This is a genomic window from Niallia sp. XMNu-256 (assembly GCF_036670015.1).
Lineage (GTDB): Bacteria > Bacillota > Bacilli > Bacillales > Cytobacillaceae > Bacillus_BD.
This window is the reverse complement of the sequence record NZ_CP137636.1, coordinates 2,349,410-2,365,194: the sequence shown is the minus strand read 5'-3', so window position 1 is coordinate 2,365,194 and position 15,785 is coordinate 2,349,410. Positions and strand designations below refer to the sequence as shown.

Annotated in this window: 21 protein-coding genes; 19 read left to right on the top strand and 2 right to left on the bottom strand. The window is 37.3% G+C overall.

Going from position 1 to position 15,785, the window contains the following annotated elements; all coding sequences use genetic code 11:
- Positions 1–58 precede the first annotated feature (58 nt).
- From R4Z10_RS12055 to R4Z10_RS12000, 12 genes are all read left to right on the top strand, one after another.
- A complete protein-coding gene (locus tag R4Z10_RS12055; protein WP_338469553.1) occupies positions 59–1,411 on the top strand; it encodes an aspartate aminotransferase family protein in 1,353 nt (450 codons plus the stop codon).
- Complete coding sequence (locus R4Z10_RS12050) at positions 1,411–2,103, top strand: CoA transferase subunit A (protein WP_338469552.1); 693 nt, start codon at positions 1,411–1,413, stop codon at positions 2,101–2,103. The genes R4Z10_RS12055 and R4Z10_RS12050 overlap by 1 nt, the downstream gene beginning before the upstream one ends.
- Complete coding sequence (locus R4Z10_RS12045; protein WP_338469551.1) at positions 2,088–2,753, top strand: 3-oxoacid CoA-transferase subunit B; 666 nt, start codon at positions 2,088–2,090, stop codon at positions 2,751–2,753. The genes R4Z10_RS12050 and R4Z10_RS12045 overlap by 16 nt, the downstream gene beginning before the upstream one ends.
- Positions 2,754–2,774: 21 nt before the next feature.
- The gene (locus R4Z10_RS12040) at positions 2,775–4,043 is read left to right on the top strand and encodes a peptidase (RefSeq protein WP_338469550.1); all 1,269 of its coding nucleotides are present in this window, start codon (positions 2,775–2,777) and stop codon (positions 4,041–4,043) included.
- 84 nt (positions 4,044–4,127) lie between these two features.
- Positions 4,128–4,979, top strand: a complete 852-nt coding sequence (gene ablB, locus R4Z10_RS12035; RefSeq protein WP_338469549.1) for a putative beta-lysine N-acetyltransferase — start codon at positions 4,128–4,130, stop codon at positions 4,977–4,979.
- Between the two features lie 61 nt (positions 4,980–5,040).
- Positions 5,041–6,468, top strand: coding sequence for a sigma 54-interacting transcriptional regulator (locus tag R4Z10_RS12030; RefSeq protein WP_338469548.1), 1,428 nt, complete (start codon positions 5,041–5,043; stop codon positions 6,466–6,468).
- A 175-nt stretch (positions 6,469–6,643) separates the two neighbouring features.
- Positions 6,644–8,080 carry a lysine 2,3-aminomutase gene (ablA, locus tag R4Z10_RS12025; RefSeq protein ID WP_338469547.1) on the top strand — a complete coding sequence of 479 codons (1,437 nt, stop codon included), beginning with the start codon at positions 6,644–6,646 and terminating at the stop codon, positions 8,078–8,080.
- Positions 8,077–8,355, top strand: coding sequence for a YokU family protein (locus R4Z10_RS12020; RefSeq protein ID WP_338469546.1), 279 nt, complete (start codon positions 8,077–8,079; stop codon positions 8,353–8,355). Before ablA ends, R4Z10_RS12020 begins: the two co-directional genes overlap by 4 nt.
- A 270-nt stretch (positions 8,356–8,625) precedes the next feature.
- Positions 8,626–8,763: a hypothetical protein gene (locus R4Z10_RS12015; protein WP_338469545.1), complete on the top strand. Its 138-nt coding sequence runs from the start codon at positions 8,626–8,628 to the stop codon at positions 8,761–8,763.
- A gap of 150 nt (positions 8,764–8,913) precedes the next feature.
- The gene (locus tag R4Z10_RS12010; RefSeq protein ID WP_338469544.1) at positions 8,914–9,177 is read left to right on the top strand and encodes a metal-sensitive transcriptional regulator; all 264 of its coding nucleotides are present in this window, start codon (positions 8,914–8,916) and stop codon (positions 9,175–9,177) included.
- A 586-nt stretch (positions 9,178–9,763) separates the two neighbouring features.
- Positions 9,764–9,985, top strand: a complete 222-nt coding sequence (locus tag R4Z10_RS12005) for a YozE family protein (RefSeq protein WP_338469543.1) — start codon at positions 9,764–9,766, stop codon at positions 9,983–9,985.
- A gap of 154 nt (positions 9,986–10,139) precedes the next feature.
- A complete protein-coding gene (locus R4Z10_RS12000; RefSeq protein ID WP_338469542.1) occupies positions 10,140–10,826 on the top strand; it encodes a hypothetical protein in 687 nt (228 codons plus the stop codon).
- Between the two features lie 6 nt (positions 10,827–10,832).
- Here R4Z10_RS12000 and R4Z10_RS11995 read toward each other — a convergent pair whose 3' ends face one another.
- On the bottom strand, positions 10,833–11,003 hold the full coding sequence (locus R4Z10_RS11995) for a hypothetical protein (protein ID WP_338469541.1): 171 nt from the start codon (positions 11,001–11,003) through the stop codon (positions 10,833–10,835).
- A 136-nt stretch (positions 11,004–11,139) separates the two neighbouring features.
- Here R4Z10_RS11995 and R4Z10_RS11990 point away from each other — a divergent pair, with 136 nt between their 5' ends.
- The 5 genes from R4Z10_RS11990 to R4Z10_RS11970 all read left to right on the top strand — a co-directional run bounded on the left by R4Z10_RS11990 (position 11,140) and on the right by R4Z10_RS11970 (position 13,745).
- Positions 11,140–11,313 carry a YozD family protein gene (locus R4Z10_RS11990; protein WP_338469540.1) on the top strand — a complete coding sequence of 58 codons (174 nt, stop codon included), beginning with the start codon at positions 11,140–11,142 and terminating at the stop codon, positions 11,311–11,313.
- A 187-nt stretch (positions 11,314–11,500) separates the two neighbouring features.
- Positions 11,501–11,689, top strand: a complete 189-nt coding sequence (locus tag R4Z10_RS11985; protein WP_338469539.1) for a hypothetical protein — start codon at positions 11,501–11,503, stop codon at positions 11,687–11,689.
- Positions 11,690–11,703: 14 nt separating this feature from the next.
- A complete protein-coding gene (locus tag R4Z10_RS11980; RefSeq protein WP_338469538.1) occupies positions 11,704–12,501 on the top strand; it encodes a protein kinase in 798 nt (265 codons plus the stop codon).
- Positions 12,502–12,515: 14 nt separating this feature from the next.
- A complete protein-coding gene (locus R4Z10_RS11975) occupies positions 12,516–13,286 on the top strand; it encodes a sporulation protein (protein ID WP_338469537.1) in 771 nt (256 codons plus the stop codon).
- Positions 13,287–13,436: 150 nt separating this feature from the next.
- On the top strand, positions 13,437–13,745 hold the full coding sequence (locus R4Z10_RS11970) for a YodL domain-containing protein (protein ID WP_338469536.1): 309 nt from the start codon (positions 13,437–13,439) through the stop codon (positions 13,743–13,745).
- A 75-nt stretch (positions 13,746–13,820) separates the two neighbouring features.
- Here the strand turns inward: R4Z10_RS11970 and R4Z10_RS11965 are convergent, their stop codons facing one another.
- On the bottom strand, positions 13,821–13,952 hold the full coding sequence (locus R4Z10_RS11965; protein WP_338469535.1) for a hypothetical protein: 132 nt from the start codon (positions 13,950–13,952) through the stop codon (positions 13,821–13,823).
- Between the two features lie 152 nt (positions 13,953–14,104).
- On the opposite strand from R4Z10_RS11965, the gene deoD reads away from it, so the two are divergent.
- Complete coding sequence (deoD, locus tag R4Z10_RS11960) at positions 14,105–14,809, top strand: purine-nucleoside phosphorylase (protein ID WP_338469534.1); 705 nt, start codon at positions 14,105–14,107, stop codon at positions 14,807–14,809.
- An 87-nt stretch (positions 14,810–14,896) separates the two neighbouring features.
- The gene (locus tag R4Z10_RS11955; protein ID WP_338469533.1) at positions 14,897–15,685 is read left to right on the top strand and encodes a M15 family metallopeptidase; all 789 of its coding nucleotides are present in this window, start codon (positions 14,897–14,899) and stop codon (positions 15,683–15,685) included.
- The last annotated feature ends 100 nt before the right edge of the window (positions 15,686–15,785 follow it).

Genomic DNA, 15,785 nt, shown 5'->3' with positions numbered 1-15,785 from the left:
AATGATTTGGTTACTGAAAATGAGCTCTTATTGTATCTCTAATTAATGGAGTGAGAGGATGAAAAATTCTTATTTAATCAAACCGTTATTAAGTGAACATTATCCAACTGTCCAGTATGGTAAAGGGGTTTATTTATACGATGTGAATGGAAAATCATATTTAGATGCCAGTTCAGGGGCGGTTACAGCGAATATTGGCCATGGTGTTGTTGAGGTCATTGAAGCTATGAAAAAACAGGCCAATGACGTTTCGTTCGTTTATCGCTCACAATTTACGAATGTACCCGCAGAAAGCTTGGCTCAAAAAGTCGCCGAACTTGCACCAGATGATTTAAATTGGAGCTTTTTTGTAAATAGTGGTTCTGAAGCGACTGAAACCGCAATGAAAATCGCGATTCAACATTGGCAAGAAAAGGGGATGAACAAGAAAACTAAAGTGTTGTCGCGATGGGTCAGCTATCACGGAATTACGCTAGGAGCTTTATCGATGTCAGGACATTCAAGTCGAAGAGAGCGACTTATCCCACTTTTACATGACTTCCCAACCATTCATCCTCCTTATTGTTACCGTTGTCCGTATAATAAAACAGTTGAAAGCTGCGGATATGCTTGTGCACATGAGTTAGAAATGGCCATTAAGAGAATAGGTGCAGACCAGATTGCAGCATTTATCGCAGAACCTATCATTGGTGCAGCAGGTGGTGCCATTACACCACCGCCTTATTACTACAAAATTATTCAAGAGATTTGCGAACGTCATAACATTCTTTTTATCGCTGATGAAGTGATGACAGGGTTCGGCCGAACAGGAACTTGGTTTGCTTTTGAACAGTGGAATATAGTTCCTGATATTGTTGCCCTCGGGAAAGGAATGGGCGCTGGGTATACAGCCATCGCTGCAACGCTTGTTAGTGATCGTGTAATGGACCCAATTTTAAAGGGGTCTAAATTAGTCATGAGTGGTCATACACTTAGTGCAAATCCTCAAAGTTGTGCCACCTCTTTGGCTGTTCTCAATTATCTCGAACAAAATAACATTATTCCAACCGTTTTTCGGAAGGGGCAACTTTTACTATCAGCTCTTCAAAAATTACAAAGTCAATACTCCTTTATTGGAGATATACGAGGAAGAGGGCTTTTAATCGGAGTTGAATTTGTTCAAGATCGTCAAACGAAAGAACCGTTTCCTCGCAAGACAGCATTCACCCAAATGTTTATTAAAAAGGCTTTGACTAACGGTCTATTGTTGTATCCTGCTGGATCAGGATTAGATGGCATTCATGGGGACGCGATTATTCTTTCACCGCCATTAACGATTACTGAACAAGAGATAAACGACCTAATCAATAGACTGAGTAGAACTTGTAAAGAGATGAAATTAGAGCTAGATAAGAGGGGGAACATGACTTAATGGAAAACCCTTTTGGTAAAGTTTCAAACATAGACACAGTCATGAATTTTTTTCATGATGGGATGTCCATCATGTTTGGGGGATTTGGGGGTGTTGGCTCCCCACCAACAATTATTGAAGGAATGATTGAGAAAAAACTTAAGAATTTAACATTAATTGGAAACGATACTGGCTTTCCCACGATAGGAATTGGCAAAATTATTAGTGCCGGCCAGGCATCTCGCGTCATTGTTTCTCATATTGGCTCAAACCCAAAGGCTGGTCAATTGATGACAGAGGAAAAATTACAAGTTGAATTCTGTCCACAAGGTATATTAGTGGAAAGAATTCGTGCTGGTGGAGTCGGTATTCCTGCGATATTAACAGATATTGGCATTGATAATGAAATGGTAATCCGAAATAAACCAACCTATATCTTGAACGGAAAGACCTACCTTATTGAAAGCGCTTTAACGGCAGATGTGTCGATTGTTTTTGCCAAAAAAGCCGATTCGTTTGGAAATCTTATTTATGATAAAAGCGCCCGTAATACAAATCCACTTGTCGCGATGGCAGGTGATGTAACCATTGCTGAAGTAGAAGAAATTGTCCCGATCGGACAGTTAGATCCAGATGAAATCATCACCTCAGGCGTATTTATTGATTATATTGTTCCATCACAAGGAGTGAACTGGAAATGGGTGTGGGAGTAGAGGTACGTAATACAATCGCAAAAAGGGCAGCTGCTGAAATTCAAAATGGAATGGTCGTTAACTTAGGAATTGGAATCCCTTCGCTCGTACCTAATTTTATTAAAAAAGATCAATTGGTCATGTTTCATGCTGAAAATGGAATCGTTGGGATGGGACCGAGCCCAGTAAAAGGAGAAGAAGATGAGAATGTCTGTAATGCTGGAGGACTCCCTGTTACTGTCATACCTGGTGCCTCTTACTGCGACAGTTCTACCGCATTTGGCATGATTCGTCGAGGGCTTATTGATATAACGATCCTTGGTGGTCTCCAAGTGAGTGAAAAAGGTGATTTGGCTAATTGGATTGTTCCAGGGAAAAAGATTCCCGGAATGGGGGGAGCCATGGAGCTGGCACAAAAAGCGAAAAAGGTCATTGTTTTAATGAATCATACCGATAAAAAAGGGAATTCCAAAATAGTAAAAAAGTGTACTCTTCCACTCACTTCTGCAGGTATTGTCGATCTGATCATGACTGAATTGGCAGTTTTTCAAGTGAATCAAAAGGGACTAACTTTACTTGAGTATTTCTCAAATACCTCGATTGAAGAAATAAGGGAAAAAACGGCATGCTCTTTTCAACTCCACCATCATATCAAAAAAATAGACGGTTAGCTTTATAAGGGGGAAACAAGTGTGGAACAACAAGAAGCAGCAATTAAAACTTGGCTTATAGAAAATCGATTAAAAGGGATCCAACTATTACAGCGTCTTGTTCAAGAAAAAAGTGTGCGTAGTGAAGAAAGCAAGGCCCAAGCGCTTATTATTGAAAAGTTGCGACGAATGGGACTTACACTTGACATATGGGAAATTGGTGGTTCGGAATTGATTAATCACCCGATTTTTTCAAGTGATCGAAAACATTTTTATGGGAATCCAAATGTGGTAGGAGTTTGGAAGGGAACAGGTGGTGGCCGCTCCATCATTTTAAATGGTCATATTGATGTTGTGCCTGAGGGGGATCTAAACGATTGGAAAGAGGATCCGTATGGTGGTGTTGTCCAAGATGGGCGGCTTTTTGGGCGCGGTTCAACTGATATGAAAGGGGGAACTGTTTCTCTCCTATTAGCAATAGAAGCGATTAAAAGTAGTAGGATTAAGCTTAAAGGGGATGTTATTTTTCAAAGTGTAATTGAAGAGGAAAGCGGTGGAGCAGGGACTCTTGCAGCAGTACTTCGAGGGTATCGTGCGGATGGAGCCATTATCCCTGAGCCGTCCAGCATGAAAGTTTTTCCTAAGCAACAAGGCTCGATGTGGTTCCGTATGACGGTAAAAGGGAAATCTGCCCATGGGGGGACCCGTTATGAAGGCACAAGTGCGATTGAAAAAATGATGGTTGTCATCTCCGAGATTCTACAGTTAGAGAAAGTTCGGAATGAAAAAATTACGGATCCTTTATATGCCAAAATTCCGATACCGATACCCATTAATATTGGTAAAATTCAAAGTGGAGAGTGGCCATCCTCTGTCCCCGACTTGGCTGTGATTGAAGGAAGAATGGGGGTCGCCCCGAATGAAACACTCATGAAGGCCAGGGATGAAATGGAGACATGTTTAGCTAGATTAAGAGAGAAGGACGAATGGTTCCAACATTATCCGGTAAAAATCGAATGGTTTGGTGGAAACTGGTTGCCTGGAGCGATTGATGAAAGTCACCCACTTATCCAAACGATCTCGAGATCTTATCAAAAAATTAAAGGAGATCCGCCGATCATTGAAGCATCACCATGGGGAACAGATGGAGGGATTTTATCGAATATCGGGGATACCCCTGTTGTTGTGTTTGGTCCAGGTACAACAGAAGTTGCCCATGACAGCAATGAATATATTATCTTGGATCATGTATTCCAAGCAGCAGAAATTATTGCCTTGACCATTTTAGAGTGGTGCAGCGGAGAATCTTAATTGATTAATAAGTGGGATAGACTGACTAAAGGGGAAATGTCAGTCTATCTTTTCAACAAACAGGTTTAGAAGGGGAGGGATAGGATGTCTGAACTCGCTTATGTTCAGCTAGTAAACGGAAATTCTTATGAATTGGAGGTCTATATCGATCCGATCAATAAGCGAATACGAATTGACGATTATCGAGGGAATGTAAAGGCAGTTGTAAGCAAAGCTGAGGAAATCATCTCTTTTTTAAAAAAGGAAAAGCTGATCTTTATCGCAAGAAAAGAACATTTCCCCATTCTATTGCAGCATGGTTTTCAATGTGAAGCCCTTGTAGAAGGTTACTTTAGAGGGTCTGATGCGTATTATTTTTCTAAGTATTATCACGATGATCGGAGACAGAGTAAAAATTGGCTAATGGAAGATAAGATTCTTCATGCTGTTAAAAATACGAGTGAATCAGAGATAAAGATTCCAAGTCACTATCAATTATTAGGAATGGAAAAGAACGATGCCAAGCACCTTTCACAATTGTATCAAAAAGTATTTAAAATTTATCCAACCCCACTACATGATCCAGAATATATAAAGAAAACAATGGATGAAGGAACAAGATATTACGGCTTTTTATGTGATGGAGAGCTAGTAAGCTGCGCTTCGACAGAAAAGAATTTACTATATCATCATGCAGAGCTGACAGATTGTGCCACACTCCCTCAACACCGAAAATATGGGTTAATGAAGAGAATCATACAAAAACTGGAAACCGATTTAAGACAACAAGGGATTTACTGTGCGTTTTCAATTGCACGAGCTCAGTCTTTTGGAATGAATGCAGTCTTGCATAGACTTGGCTATCAATACCGTGGCCGTTTAATGAACAATTGTTATATATTTGACAAGCTAGAAAACATGAACATGTGGGTGAAAGACTTATCTAAAGATAACTAACATGCCAAATATTTGTCTACCCTGCCAGTTTTTTGGCAGGTGTGCATTGGAGGTGAACGAATTGTCAAAGAATGGATCGATTTCTAATGAAGTGTTAGCTGCGATCTTACAAAGTATTGATGAAGGGATTCATGCAGTAAATCTAGCCGGAGAAACCATTTTCTACAATTCGATTGCGGCTGAACATGATGGGTTGACGGTTGAAGAGGTGTTAGGCAAGTCTATTTTGGACATTTTTCCTTCACTTACAAGTCAATCTAGCACATTATTAAAAGTAATTAAGTCCCAAAAACCAATTTATAATCAACCTCAAACCTATGTGAATCTTCATGGAGACAAAGTAGACACAATCAATACAACCCTTCCAATATTCATTGATAAAGAATTGGTCGGAGCAGTCGAGATCGCAAAGGATTATACCCGCTTAAAAATGTTGTCTGAAAAATTGGTTGATGTACAGCGGAAAATTAAACTTTCAAAAGAGAATCCGAAACCTTCTATACTAAATACGATATCATACCGATTTTCAGACTTAAAAACAATTGACCCTACCTTTATTAAGCTTAAAAGAAATGCTGAGAAGTTAGCTAAGTCAGACTCACCGATGCTTGTAATTGGTGAAAGTGGCACAGGGAAAGAATTATTTGTACAAGGGGTTCATCATGCCTCAATCCGTTCTGAAGGACCATTTATCGCTCAGAATTGTGCGGCGATTCCTGAATCGCTTTTGGAAAGTTTATTATTTGGTACCGTTAAAGGCAGTTTTACTGGAGCTGTTGATCGTCCGGGGTTATTTGAATTAGCAGATGAAGGGACTCTGTTTTTAGATGAAATTCATGCGATGCCGATTGAGCTTCAAGCTAAACTTCTTCGCGTTTTAGAAGATGGTCTTGTGAGGAGAGTAGGTAGTACAAAAACAGTATCAACCAATGTTCGGGTGATCGGTGCGATGAATATTTCTCCTACGAGAGCATTAGAAGAAAAAAAGATGCGGTCGGATCTTTTTTATCGATTAAATGTACTCACGTTTGAATTGCCGCCGCTTCGTGAACGAAGGGAGGACATTCAATATTTGACTGATTACTTTATTGAGGGTTTTAATATTAAACTTCATAAAACGATTAAAGGGGTCGATTCTCATGTACAGGGCATTTTCCACTCTTATTCATGGCCTGGAAACGTAAGAGAATTAAAGAATACAATTGAATATATGATGAATATTTGTGAAGAAGAAGTTTTAAGAGAGAATCACTTGCCTATTATGTTATTAAAAAAGGTGGAGAAGTCTACCGATTTTTTACAAAAGGATTTATCGCTTCGAGAATATCTCACGAATTTCGAACATCAATTAATTGAAAAAGCGATGGAACGGGCGAATGGAAATATCCGCCAAGCAGCTAAACTATTGCAGGTCCCTCGTCAAACCCTACAATACAAATTAAAGAAACAAGATGCCGAAAAAATGGCAGGGGAAGGGTATGGCAGGTAATGAAAAATGGTGAATTAGTCTTCGAAAATGGCGCATATCTCCATGAAAATGACATTCAACCTCAAAAATGGCGTTTATCCCATATGAAAGACGTGATTCCTTCTTTTTGTTGCTATGGCATGAAAATTGCATGTATATCATTAGAGATGCCAATGTAAAATGAGGGGGAATCATGGTGAAACCATTTTTATATAAACCAAATAGACACTGGAAAGATATTGAACTATGGAAGGATGTAACAGAAGAGCAGTGGAATGACTGGATTTGGCAGTTAACAAATACAATTAGAACATTAGAGGACTTAAAAAAGGTCATTAACTTAACTTCAGACGAAGAGGAAGGAGTACGTATTTCAACGAAAACAATTCCATTAAATATTACTCCGTACTATGCTTCACTTATGAATTCTGATGATCCACGCTGTCCGATTCGTATGCAATCGGTTCCCATTTCAAAAGAAATCTATAAAACAAAATATGATCTGGAGGATCCGCTTTATGAAGATGAGGATTCACCTGTTCTAGGTCTCACTCATCGTTATCCGGACCGGGTCCTTTTGTTAGTCACCAATCAATGTTCGATGTATTGCCGCTATTGTACGAGACGGCGTTTCTCCGGTCAAATTGGCATGGGGGTTCCGAAGAAACAATTAGATGCTGCTATTGATTATATTCGCCAAACCCCTGTCGTCCGTGATGTCCTTATTTCAGGAGGGGATGGACTGTTGATTAACGACCAAATCTTAGAATACATTTTAAAAAATCTTCGAGCGATTGACCATGTTGAAATTATCCGAATTGGAACGAGGGCCCCAGTTGTATTTCCACAAAGAATTACCGAAAACCTCTGTAATATATTAAAAAAATATCATCCTGTGTGGCTAAACACTCATTTTAATACGTCGATTGAAATTACCGAGGATTCAAAAAGGGCGTGTGAAATGCTGGCAAATGCAGGCGTACCAGTTGGGAATCAATCCGTGATTTTAGCGGGAATCAATGACAGCGTTCCGATTATGAAAAAATTAATGCATGACCTCGTTAAAATTCGCGTCCGACCTTATTATATTTATCAATGCGATTTGTCTGAAGGTATTAGCCATTTTAGAGCGCCTGTTTCAAAAGGTCTTGAAATAATCGAAGGATTGCGCGGGCATACAAGTGGATATGCGGTGCCAACCTTTGTCGTCGATGCTCCAGGCGGCGGCGGAAAAATTGCACTCCAGCCAAATTACCTTATTTCACAAAGTCCAGGTAAAGTTGTGTTGCGCAATTTCGAAGGAGTCATCACAACTTATCCGGAACCAGAAAATTATATTCCAGGACGTGCAGAAGACTATTTCAAACAAGTTTATCAGAATATGGGAGAAAAACAATCCACGGCCGGAGTAGCAGGTTTAATGAACGATCATCATTTCAATCTTATTCCAGAAGGATTAACACGGCTTAATCGGCGAAAATCATACCAAGAAAATCCAGACCATCAAACATTAAAAAATAAACGAGAAAAACGAGACCAATTAAAAGAGAAAAAATTTCAAGCACAAGTAAAAAAAGAAACAGCACTAGAATCCAATGTGTCCAACGATGATCAAAAGGAGGGACAACAATGAGATGCCAGTGGTGTAACAGTGAAAATGTTGTCTTAAGTACAGACACTGTGTACTGGGAATTGCCGGATGGAACACGGGCAATTGAAATAAAAGAAACACCTACATTCATATGTCAAGACTGCAATATTAATTACCAAACTGATTCAATTGTAAAAGAGATTGAAAACCAACTTTTTTTAATTGATACCAAAATTGTAACAAAGTCAATAACGTATCGAGAGTTAATGAAGATCCCGAAACTATTGAAAAGGAATTACTTTGACTTTTATTTATAAGCAGTAGAATAATCTTCTGCACAGAGCCAGGCACATAATGTGACCCTGGCTTTGCTCTTTTTTAGAGAGTCCTCTTTCCTTCTAGATATATTAATCATACGTATTCGTTGTATCGAGCTCTATGGTATGCATTAATGGCTAATCAAATAGTGGCTCCAATTGATTTTGAAATGGCTATCATTTTTAGACTCCAATTAAAAGAAAAAGGAGTATCCATGAAAAAAGGGGAATAATTCTATGCCTCTCAAGAAAGGAAAGAGGTTCTCTCAGATGGAAATGAGAAAGAGCCGAAATGGCGATTCTTTATTAGGAGTCAGACCAGAAAATAAATGGGCTATAACTGCCGATTTAGCAATGGAGGCAAGAGGGAGTATCCTAATTTATGAGTTAATTTGTAAGTATGCCTAAACTCAAATGCACCCAAGTTACTCCTAAATTGGATATTCTATTTTTTGTCGTGAATCATGTTTTTGATTTATTGACTTTATACCTGCAAGGGTATATTATAATTCGTATATTTTCTTTTTTAATAGAAATTTATGTAATGGAGGATGCCTAGTGGAATATAACAATCAAATGAAAAATAGAGTAAAACGAATTGAAGGTCAGTTAAGAGGAATTTTAAAAATGATGGAGGAAAATAAAGATTGTAAGGAAGTGATTACCCAGTTATCTGCAACTAGAACAGCCATTGATCGGACAATCGGTGTAATTGTTAGTTCTAATTTAGTAGAGTGTGTTCAAAAAGCAACTGAACAAGGGGATCAGAGTGCAGAAGAGTTAGTAAAGGAAGCTGTTAACTTATTAGTAAAAAGTCGATAAATATTTCATATAAAATCAACAATTAATAAACAAAAAAGTTAACAAAATTCTGGGGGAATAAGTTATGATAAAAATTACACAGGCTGCAATGGATAAGATTGCTACAGAAATACAAGACCTTATTGATCAAGACGAAAAACCTCTAATCCGTTTATCAATGAGGATTGGTTGAGGAGGGCCGCAACTTCGCCTTACTCTGGTAGAGTCGGCTTTAGAAAATGATGAGATTACAGAACATGATGGAATTTGGTTTTTAGTTAATGAAAAAGACAAAGTTTATTTTAATCAAGTCAAAATAGATTTTGTTAAAACTTTATTGGGAGACGGGCAATTTAAAGTGTTACGGGTTTAAAGGAAACTGGTTTAATTGGTATGAAGATATTTGCCTCAACGATCACTTAAGTAGATTTGATGAAAATATTCAATCTGCTTAGAGAAAATTACCTTGATTATAAAGCACAATCACCATCAAGAGATTGAATGGCTTCTTTTCCCATTAATTTTTTAAACACAAGCAGTGGACGAAGGGAGGGATTTGCTTTATAGTAAAAAAATTATGAGGTTAATTGAAAGGAGCGTTTTTTTTATGGCTGAATCCTTTTATCATTTTTTAATGAGGTACCGTCATCCAAAGCCAAATGATGAAATTCATGTATTTGCCAACGAGGCTTATCATGACCATAGTTTTCCAAAAACATCATCTGATTATCATCAAATCAGCTCCTATTTAGAGTTAAATGGAACGTACTTAAATAATATGAGAATTTTTGATGAGGCTTGGGAACTTTATTTGATCCATAAATCATAGCATACGAGTAACACTATTGGAGGAATGGGGTGAACATTTAACCACATGCCTCATTTTTTTTAGAAAATGTTCAAGAATATTTCCATATCGCGGTTAAGGTGCATATACTATTTTAACCACACTCTACGGCTTGATTTATAAGGAGAGGAATGATATGGGAAGAAGAAGAAAAGCAAAATTTCAAATAGGCGATACTGTGGTCGTCACCATTTATGGGACCGTTGGAAAGGTAACAAAAGTACAATGGCTCGATGGCACCTACGTATACGAAATTAATCGCAGCGAAGAGTTATATAAAGAGGAAAGTTTAATGTTAATGTCAGAGTTTGAAGGAGAAATTTTAGAAAAGGAACATATTGATATTGAATATAAATATCTGATTGGCGATATCGTGCAAGTAACAGGACATAAAAATGATTTTTTTAAAATTATCGGTTTTCGCACTGAAATATGGCGTTATAAAGAAAGCTCTTGGGAAGATATTGTTTATGAACTAGCCCGAATTGGTGATGGGGAATGGATGGAAGCCAGCGAGGGAGATTTGAGCCTAGTAGCGGATGTTGATCATGCAGAAGCCTTTATGAAGAAATTGGGTCTTCTTTATATGATTAAAAATCATGGGCAAGAAACGAAAGAGCTACCCCTTTCATTAGAGAAAAAAGACCCAAATGGCACTGATGATGGTCATAAAAAACAGGAAAAAATCAACCGTCTCTTAGACATTTATAATGATTATCGTTACCTTTATGAATGGTTTAATGATGAAGAATATGTACAGGTTATGAAGGCCGTCATTCAAGAGTTGAAGAAGTTAACCGAAAACGATAAGAAATCCTCTTAATATCGATTACCCCAAAGTATGGCTTGCCATAACCAAATAGATGAATAAAGGAACTCCAATTAGAATTGCTAATTTAAAATGGGTTTGTAGAAGCTTATCAAAATAGGAAAGGATTAAACTATCATCATTGTTTACGTCATTTTTAATTCTCTCAAGTATATATAATCCCTTTGTCATCTGTATTTTCCCCTCCAATAAGTATTGATATTCCAATGTATGCTCGTCCCCTATAAACATGACTCTTAATAAAAATAATTTTCGGAATATTCGTGATCTAGAGCTCATACACTTTCTAGTAAAAGGGGGCGACGCTGTGAGAGAAATTGAGGTCATAATTGATACCGATGAAATTGCAGAGTTTTTCTTTCAAGAGTTGTTAAAGAGAGGCTATATTCCATCAGAGGACGAAGTGGATGACCTCGCAGATATTACATTTGATTATTTATTAGAAAAATGTATTATTGATGAAGAAATATCTGAAGAATAATTTAAAAGGAAAAGGATTTAGGTCGAGAAGCAGCTGCAAAAGGCACTATTTCGCGATCTCTAAAATAGATTTACACAAAATGACGGAGCATCCCGTCATTTTTTATTTTTTTTATTCTTTATAAAAATGTGAAACGAAATCCAAACTTCATTCGTATAAAGGATAAATTGATTTTGGGAGGTACTGTATGTTCAAGAAAATCATTAAGTCTTTGATGAATCAATCATCCAAAAAACCTTATTACGGAAAAAGAAGTTCAAGTGATTACAAACGTTATAGCCATAAGAAACATTCGCATATGGGACATGGTTATTATAAAAAAAGACGTAAAAGCAGTGGCTTTTTCTCAAGCAGGAGCAGTTTTTTTAGTAGTTAAATAATGGTGTTATCATGATTATAAAAGAGATACTCTACACTACAGCAAATATCATAGAAAAACCTTTTCAAAATGGGAGTTTAATTGATCATCGTTTTGAGGTCATTGAATTTCTTGGCAGAGGTAGCTATGGAAATAGCTATCTTGTGCTTGATCGGAAAATACAACAATATGTCGTATTGAAAAGTCTGAGAATACATAAACGGATATTTCAATCTGGGAGATTGTCCTTTCAAGCGGAACAGTCCTTATTAAAGAGGTTGCATCACCCTTATTTTCCCGCCTTTTTTGACAATGGAGCACATAATCAAATTCCTTATTTTACTATGGAGTATGTAAAGGGAAAAACGTTTGAACAATTAATCTTCGACGAAGAACAAGTTTATTCTGAGAAGCAATCATTTCAAATAGGGAATGAATTACTACAGATTATTAAGTGGCTTCATGCAAAGGGGATCGTTCATCGGGATATACGTATCCCGAATGTTTTATTGGACGGGGAGCAAATCCGGTTGATTGACTTTGGACTTGCACGCCGATTTTCTAATCATCTGACTAAACCGATACATGTTAATCATATAAAAAGAGCAGTAGCACCAATAAGTGATTATTATGCATTAGGTCATTTTATCCTGTTTTTATTATATTCCTCTTATGATCCGGAACAAGGAAAAAGAGAAAAGAGCTGGGAGGAAGAATTGAGTCTATCTGCGACAGCCCATAAAGTCATTCGAAAACTGTTGGCCATTGATGAACCATATCGACAAATCGATGAAATTCAAAAAGATTTCCATATCATCATATATGAGTAGGGAGGAAAAAGGAGATGTCTTTTTTTAATAAAGTATTAGCAAGCGTGGGGATTGGATCGGCAACGGTTGATACGAGACTGGAACAAGAACAAATGGTGCCAGGGGAAGAGATGAAGGGGATTGTTGAGATCCGTGGCGGTAAAACAGACCAAAGAATTGATGATATTTACATTTCAATTAATACGCAATATATAAAAGAAAGCGATGATAAAAAAGTTTATGTGACAACTCCCATCGAAAGGTTTCGATTGGCAGCTGCTTTTTCGATGAAGGCTAATGAACGTCGTGAGATTCCGTTCTCCTTCACACTGCCACTTGATACACCTGTGACATTCGGAAGAACAAAGATTTGGGTAGCAACAGGGCTAGATATAAAAAATGCAATTGATCCAACAGATAAAGATTATATTAAGGTTTTACCCAATGCCTTATTAAATGGTGTTTTGACTAGTATTTCAGATTTAGGTTTCCGTTTGCGTGAGGTAGAGTGTGAACAGGCATCCTATCGTATGCGCAAACGCTTGCCGTTTATTCAAGAATTTGAGTTTGTTCCAATTTCAGGTAGTTTTAGGGGACGATTAGATGAACTAGAGCTTGTTTTCATCCCTAGTTCTGCAACAACTGCTGATCTTTGGTTCCAAATTGATCGGAAAGCGAGAGGGCTTGGAGGATTTTTGGCAGAAGCATTGGAAATGGATGAGACAAATGTTCGAATTTCCATCACACAAAATGATCTGCCGACATTAACAAACCAATTGGAATCCTTAATCACAAAGTATTGCTAACATTATAAGGGCGCAGGCTAATTCCATTTGGGAGCTGCTTGTGCCGTTTTAACAATGAATTGGAAAAAAATAGATTCATTTATTTAAAGGAATTAGAGGGCTCCATCTCTAATAGTAATATAGATGAAAATTATGAGGGAGGAAGCCTAATTGTTGTTAGAATTTATGAAAACGCGAAAAAAGTCATATGATGTGACTATTTTTCAGACTCCGATTTTTAGACAGAAAAAGGGGTATCAACAAGTGTACCGACTTGAAGTTGAAGGAATGACACATCGTGACTGCCTTGATGAAGTATTCTCCAAATTTAATATAAAAGAACGGATACCAAGTGATTTTGCAGGACGTTTCATCGGTACGGGCGATATTTTATTTATTGATGAAGGTCGTAAAGGGCAATATTACTATCAATTAAAACCAGGGGGCTGGAAGAAAATCAATCGAATACATGTTATTTAGACCATTCAGAGGGTGTCTGACCTATTTAGTCAATCGAACGAATCATTGACTAATAGGTCAGACACCTTTATTAAATTAATTGTTCTTTCTGCCGCCTGTTGCGCTAAACTCTTTCCCGTGCGCTTCCTGTTCAGCGATAATAGCCTCTTTAGGAACATGATTATTTTTCTTAGGTGAATTGACTCGAGCACGATTCTTTTTACCCATCGTTAGTCTCCTCCTTAAAGCTTTTTTGCAGCCAATGACTGTGGTTACTGGCATATATAGTTTGCCTTGTTGAAATCTCTTCATACGACTTTAAGTTATTTTTAAAATTATGGTATATTGTTTACATGAAATAAAAGGAGGCTATACTTAAAATGAGTATCCATATTGGAGCAAAAGAAGGACAAATTGCTGAAACGGTGTTATTGCCAGGGGATCCGCTTCGTGCCAAATATATCGCAGAAACCTTTCTAGAAAACGTTGAATGTTATAATGAAGTAAGAAATATGTTCGGTTATACAGGTACATACAAAGGTAAGCGAATTTCAGTTCAAGGCACAGGAATGGGAGTTCCATCGATATCTATTTATATTACAGAATTGATGGAAAGCTATGGGGTTCAAAATTTAATTAGAGTGGGTACATGTGGGGCAATCCAAAAGGATGTAAAGGTTCGTGATGTGATTATAGCCATGAGTGCTTCAACCGACTCGCAAATGAACAGAAGAATCTTTGGAAACTTTGATTATGCACCTACAGCAAACTTCGATTTATTGAAAAAGGCTTATGATACCGGTATTGAAAAAGGGTTAAATTTAAAAGTCGGAAATGTTCTAACAGCCGATCTTTTTTACGATGAAAACCAAGAATTAGAAAAATGGGCGCAATATGGAATTCTGGCGATTGAAATGGAAACGGCTGCTTTATTTACTTTAGCAGCAAAATTTGGCCGAAAAGCCCTATCCATTTTAACGGTAAGTGATCATATTTTAACTGGAGAAATTACGTCAGCAGAAGAAAGACAGACGACATTTAATGATATGATTACTGTGGCCCTTGACTCATCTATAAAAGAGTAACAAAATAAAGAGAGCGCAAAAGGCTCTCTTTTTTTATGACTAACTAAAGTAAAGACAAGTATTTAATGGTGGGTGGAACAGTAATTTATGAAGAAAGCATTGTTAGCAATAAGCATCATGTTCTTAATCTCTGGTTGTGATATCAATCCCAATGCTTCAAACGATCAGAGTTCAATTACAGAAGAAAGGACCACACCTATTGAAGGAAAAAAAGGCAAATCTGAGTCTGAGCTATCATTAGCGTCTCATTTCTTTAATGAAGTTATGGAAGTAGATGGTAAAAGTTTGATTCAAAATCCTGATAATATGTTAATTCTTGTGAATAAGATGTTCTCTTTGCCACAAGATTATTCTCCTGATGATCTTATACGTCCGAATGTTGTTTTTTCTTTTGGAGATCAAGATGTGGAAAAAAGCTATATGCGCCGTGAAGCGGCTATGGCTTTAGAAAGAATGTTTGTGGCTGCAGCAATCGATGGAATTGAGTTGTTTGCCGTATCAGGTTACCGTTCGTACGAACGACAAAATATCAATTTTCAAAACCATGTTAATCGTCTTGGAGAAGATGAGGCAGTAAAAGTGGCCGCATACCCTGGAAATAGTGAACATCAAACAGGACTTGCGATGGATATTTCGAGTCAAAGTGCTAACTTCTTATTAACAGAGCAATTTGGTGATACCCTTGAAGGCAAATGGTTAATGGAAAATGCTCATAAATATGGGTTTATTCTCCGTTATCCAAAAGGGATGGAAGCTATTACCGGATATCAATATGAACCTTGGCATTATCGTTATGTTGGAGTTGAAATAGCAACAGAAATTTATGAGCGTCAATTGACATTAGAGGAATATTTTAACATTGTGGAGAAAATTTAGAATTTGGCCATCCGATGTTGTTATTTTCTTTGTGAATTAGAGGCTAAAATGGTATTCTAATCATTAGGAAATATTCAGTTTTTGTTTGAAAGTGGTGAAA

Coding starts and splice junctions, on each gene's coding strand:
- R4Z10_RS12055 (WP_338469553.1), top strand. CDS start 59: ATGAAAAATTCTTATTTAATCAAACCGTTATTAAGTGAACATTATCCA.
- ablB (WP_338469549.1), top strand. CDS start 4,128: ATGTCTGAACTCGCTTATGTTCAGCTAGTAAACGGAAATTCTTATGAA.
- R4Z10_RS12005 (WP_338469543.1), top strand. CDS start 9,764: ATGGCTGAATCCTTTTATCATTTTTTAATGAGGTACCGTCATCCAAAG.
- R4Z10_RS12050 (WP_338469552.1), top strand. CDS start 1,411: ATGGAAAACCCTTTTGGTAAAGTTTCAAACATAGACACAGTCATGAAT.
- R4Z10_RS11965 (WP_338469535.1), bottom strand. CDS start 13,952: ATGGGTAAAAAGAATCGTGCTCGAGTCAATTCACCTAAGAAAAATAAT.
- R4Z10_RS12045 (WP_338469551.1), top strand. CDS start 2,088: ATGGGTGTGGGAGTAGAGGTACGTAATACAATCGCAAAAAGGGCAGCT.
- R4Z10_RS11975 (WP_338469537.1), top strand. CDS start 12,516: ATGTCTTTTTTTAATAAAGTATTAGCAAGCGTGGGGATTGGATCGGCA.
- R4Z10_RS11955 (WP_338469533.1), top strand. CDS start 14,897: ATGAAGAAAGCATTGTTAGCAATAAGCATCATGTTCTTAATCTCTGGT.
- deoD (WP_338469534.1), top strand. CDS start 14,105: ATGAGTATCCATATTGGAGCAAAAGAAGGACAAATTGCTGAAACGGTG.
- R4Z10_RS11985 (WP_338469539.1), top strand. CDS start 11,501: ATGTTCAAGAAAATCATTAAGTCTTTGATGAATCAATCATCCAAAAAA.
- R4Z10_RS12015 (WP_338469545.1), top strand. CDS start 8,626: ATGGAAATGAGAAAGAGCCGAAATGGCGATTCTTTATTAGGAGTCAGA.
- R4Z10_RS12000 (WP_338469542.1), top strand. CDS start 10,140: ATGGGAAGAAGAAGAAAAGCAAAATTTCAAATAGGCGATACTGTGGTC.
- R4Z10_RS11980 (WP_338469538.1), top strand. CDS start 11,704: ATGATTATAAAAGAGATACTCTACACTACAGCAAATATCATAGAAAAA.
- R4Z10_RS12020 (WP_338469546.1), top strand. CDS start 8,077: ATGAGATGCCAGTGGTGTAACAGTGAAAATGTTGTCTTAAGTACAGAC.
- R4Z10_RS11995 (WP_338469541.1), bottom strand. CDS start 11,003: ATGACAAAGGGATTATATATACTTGAGAGAATTAAAAATGACGTAAAC.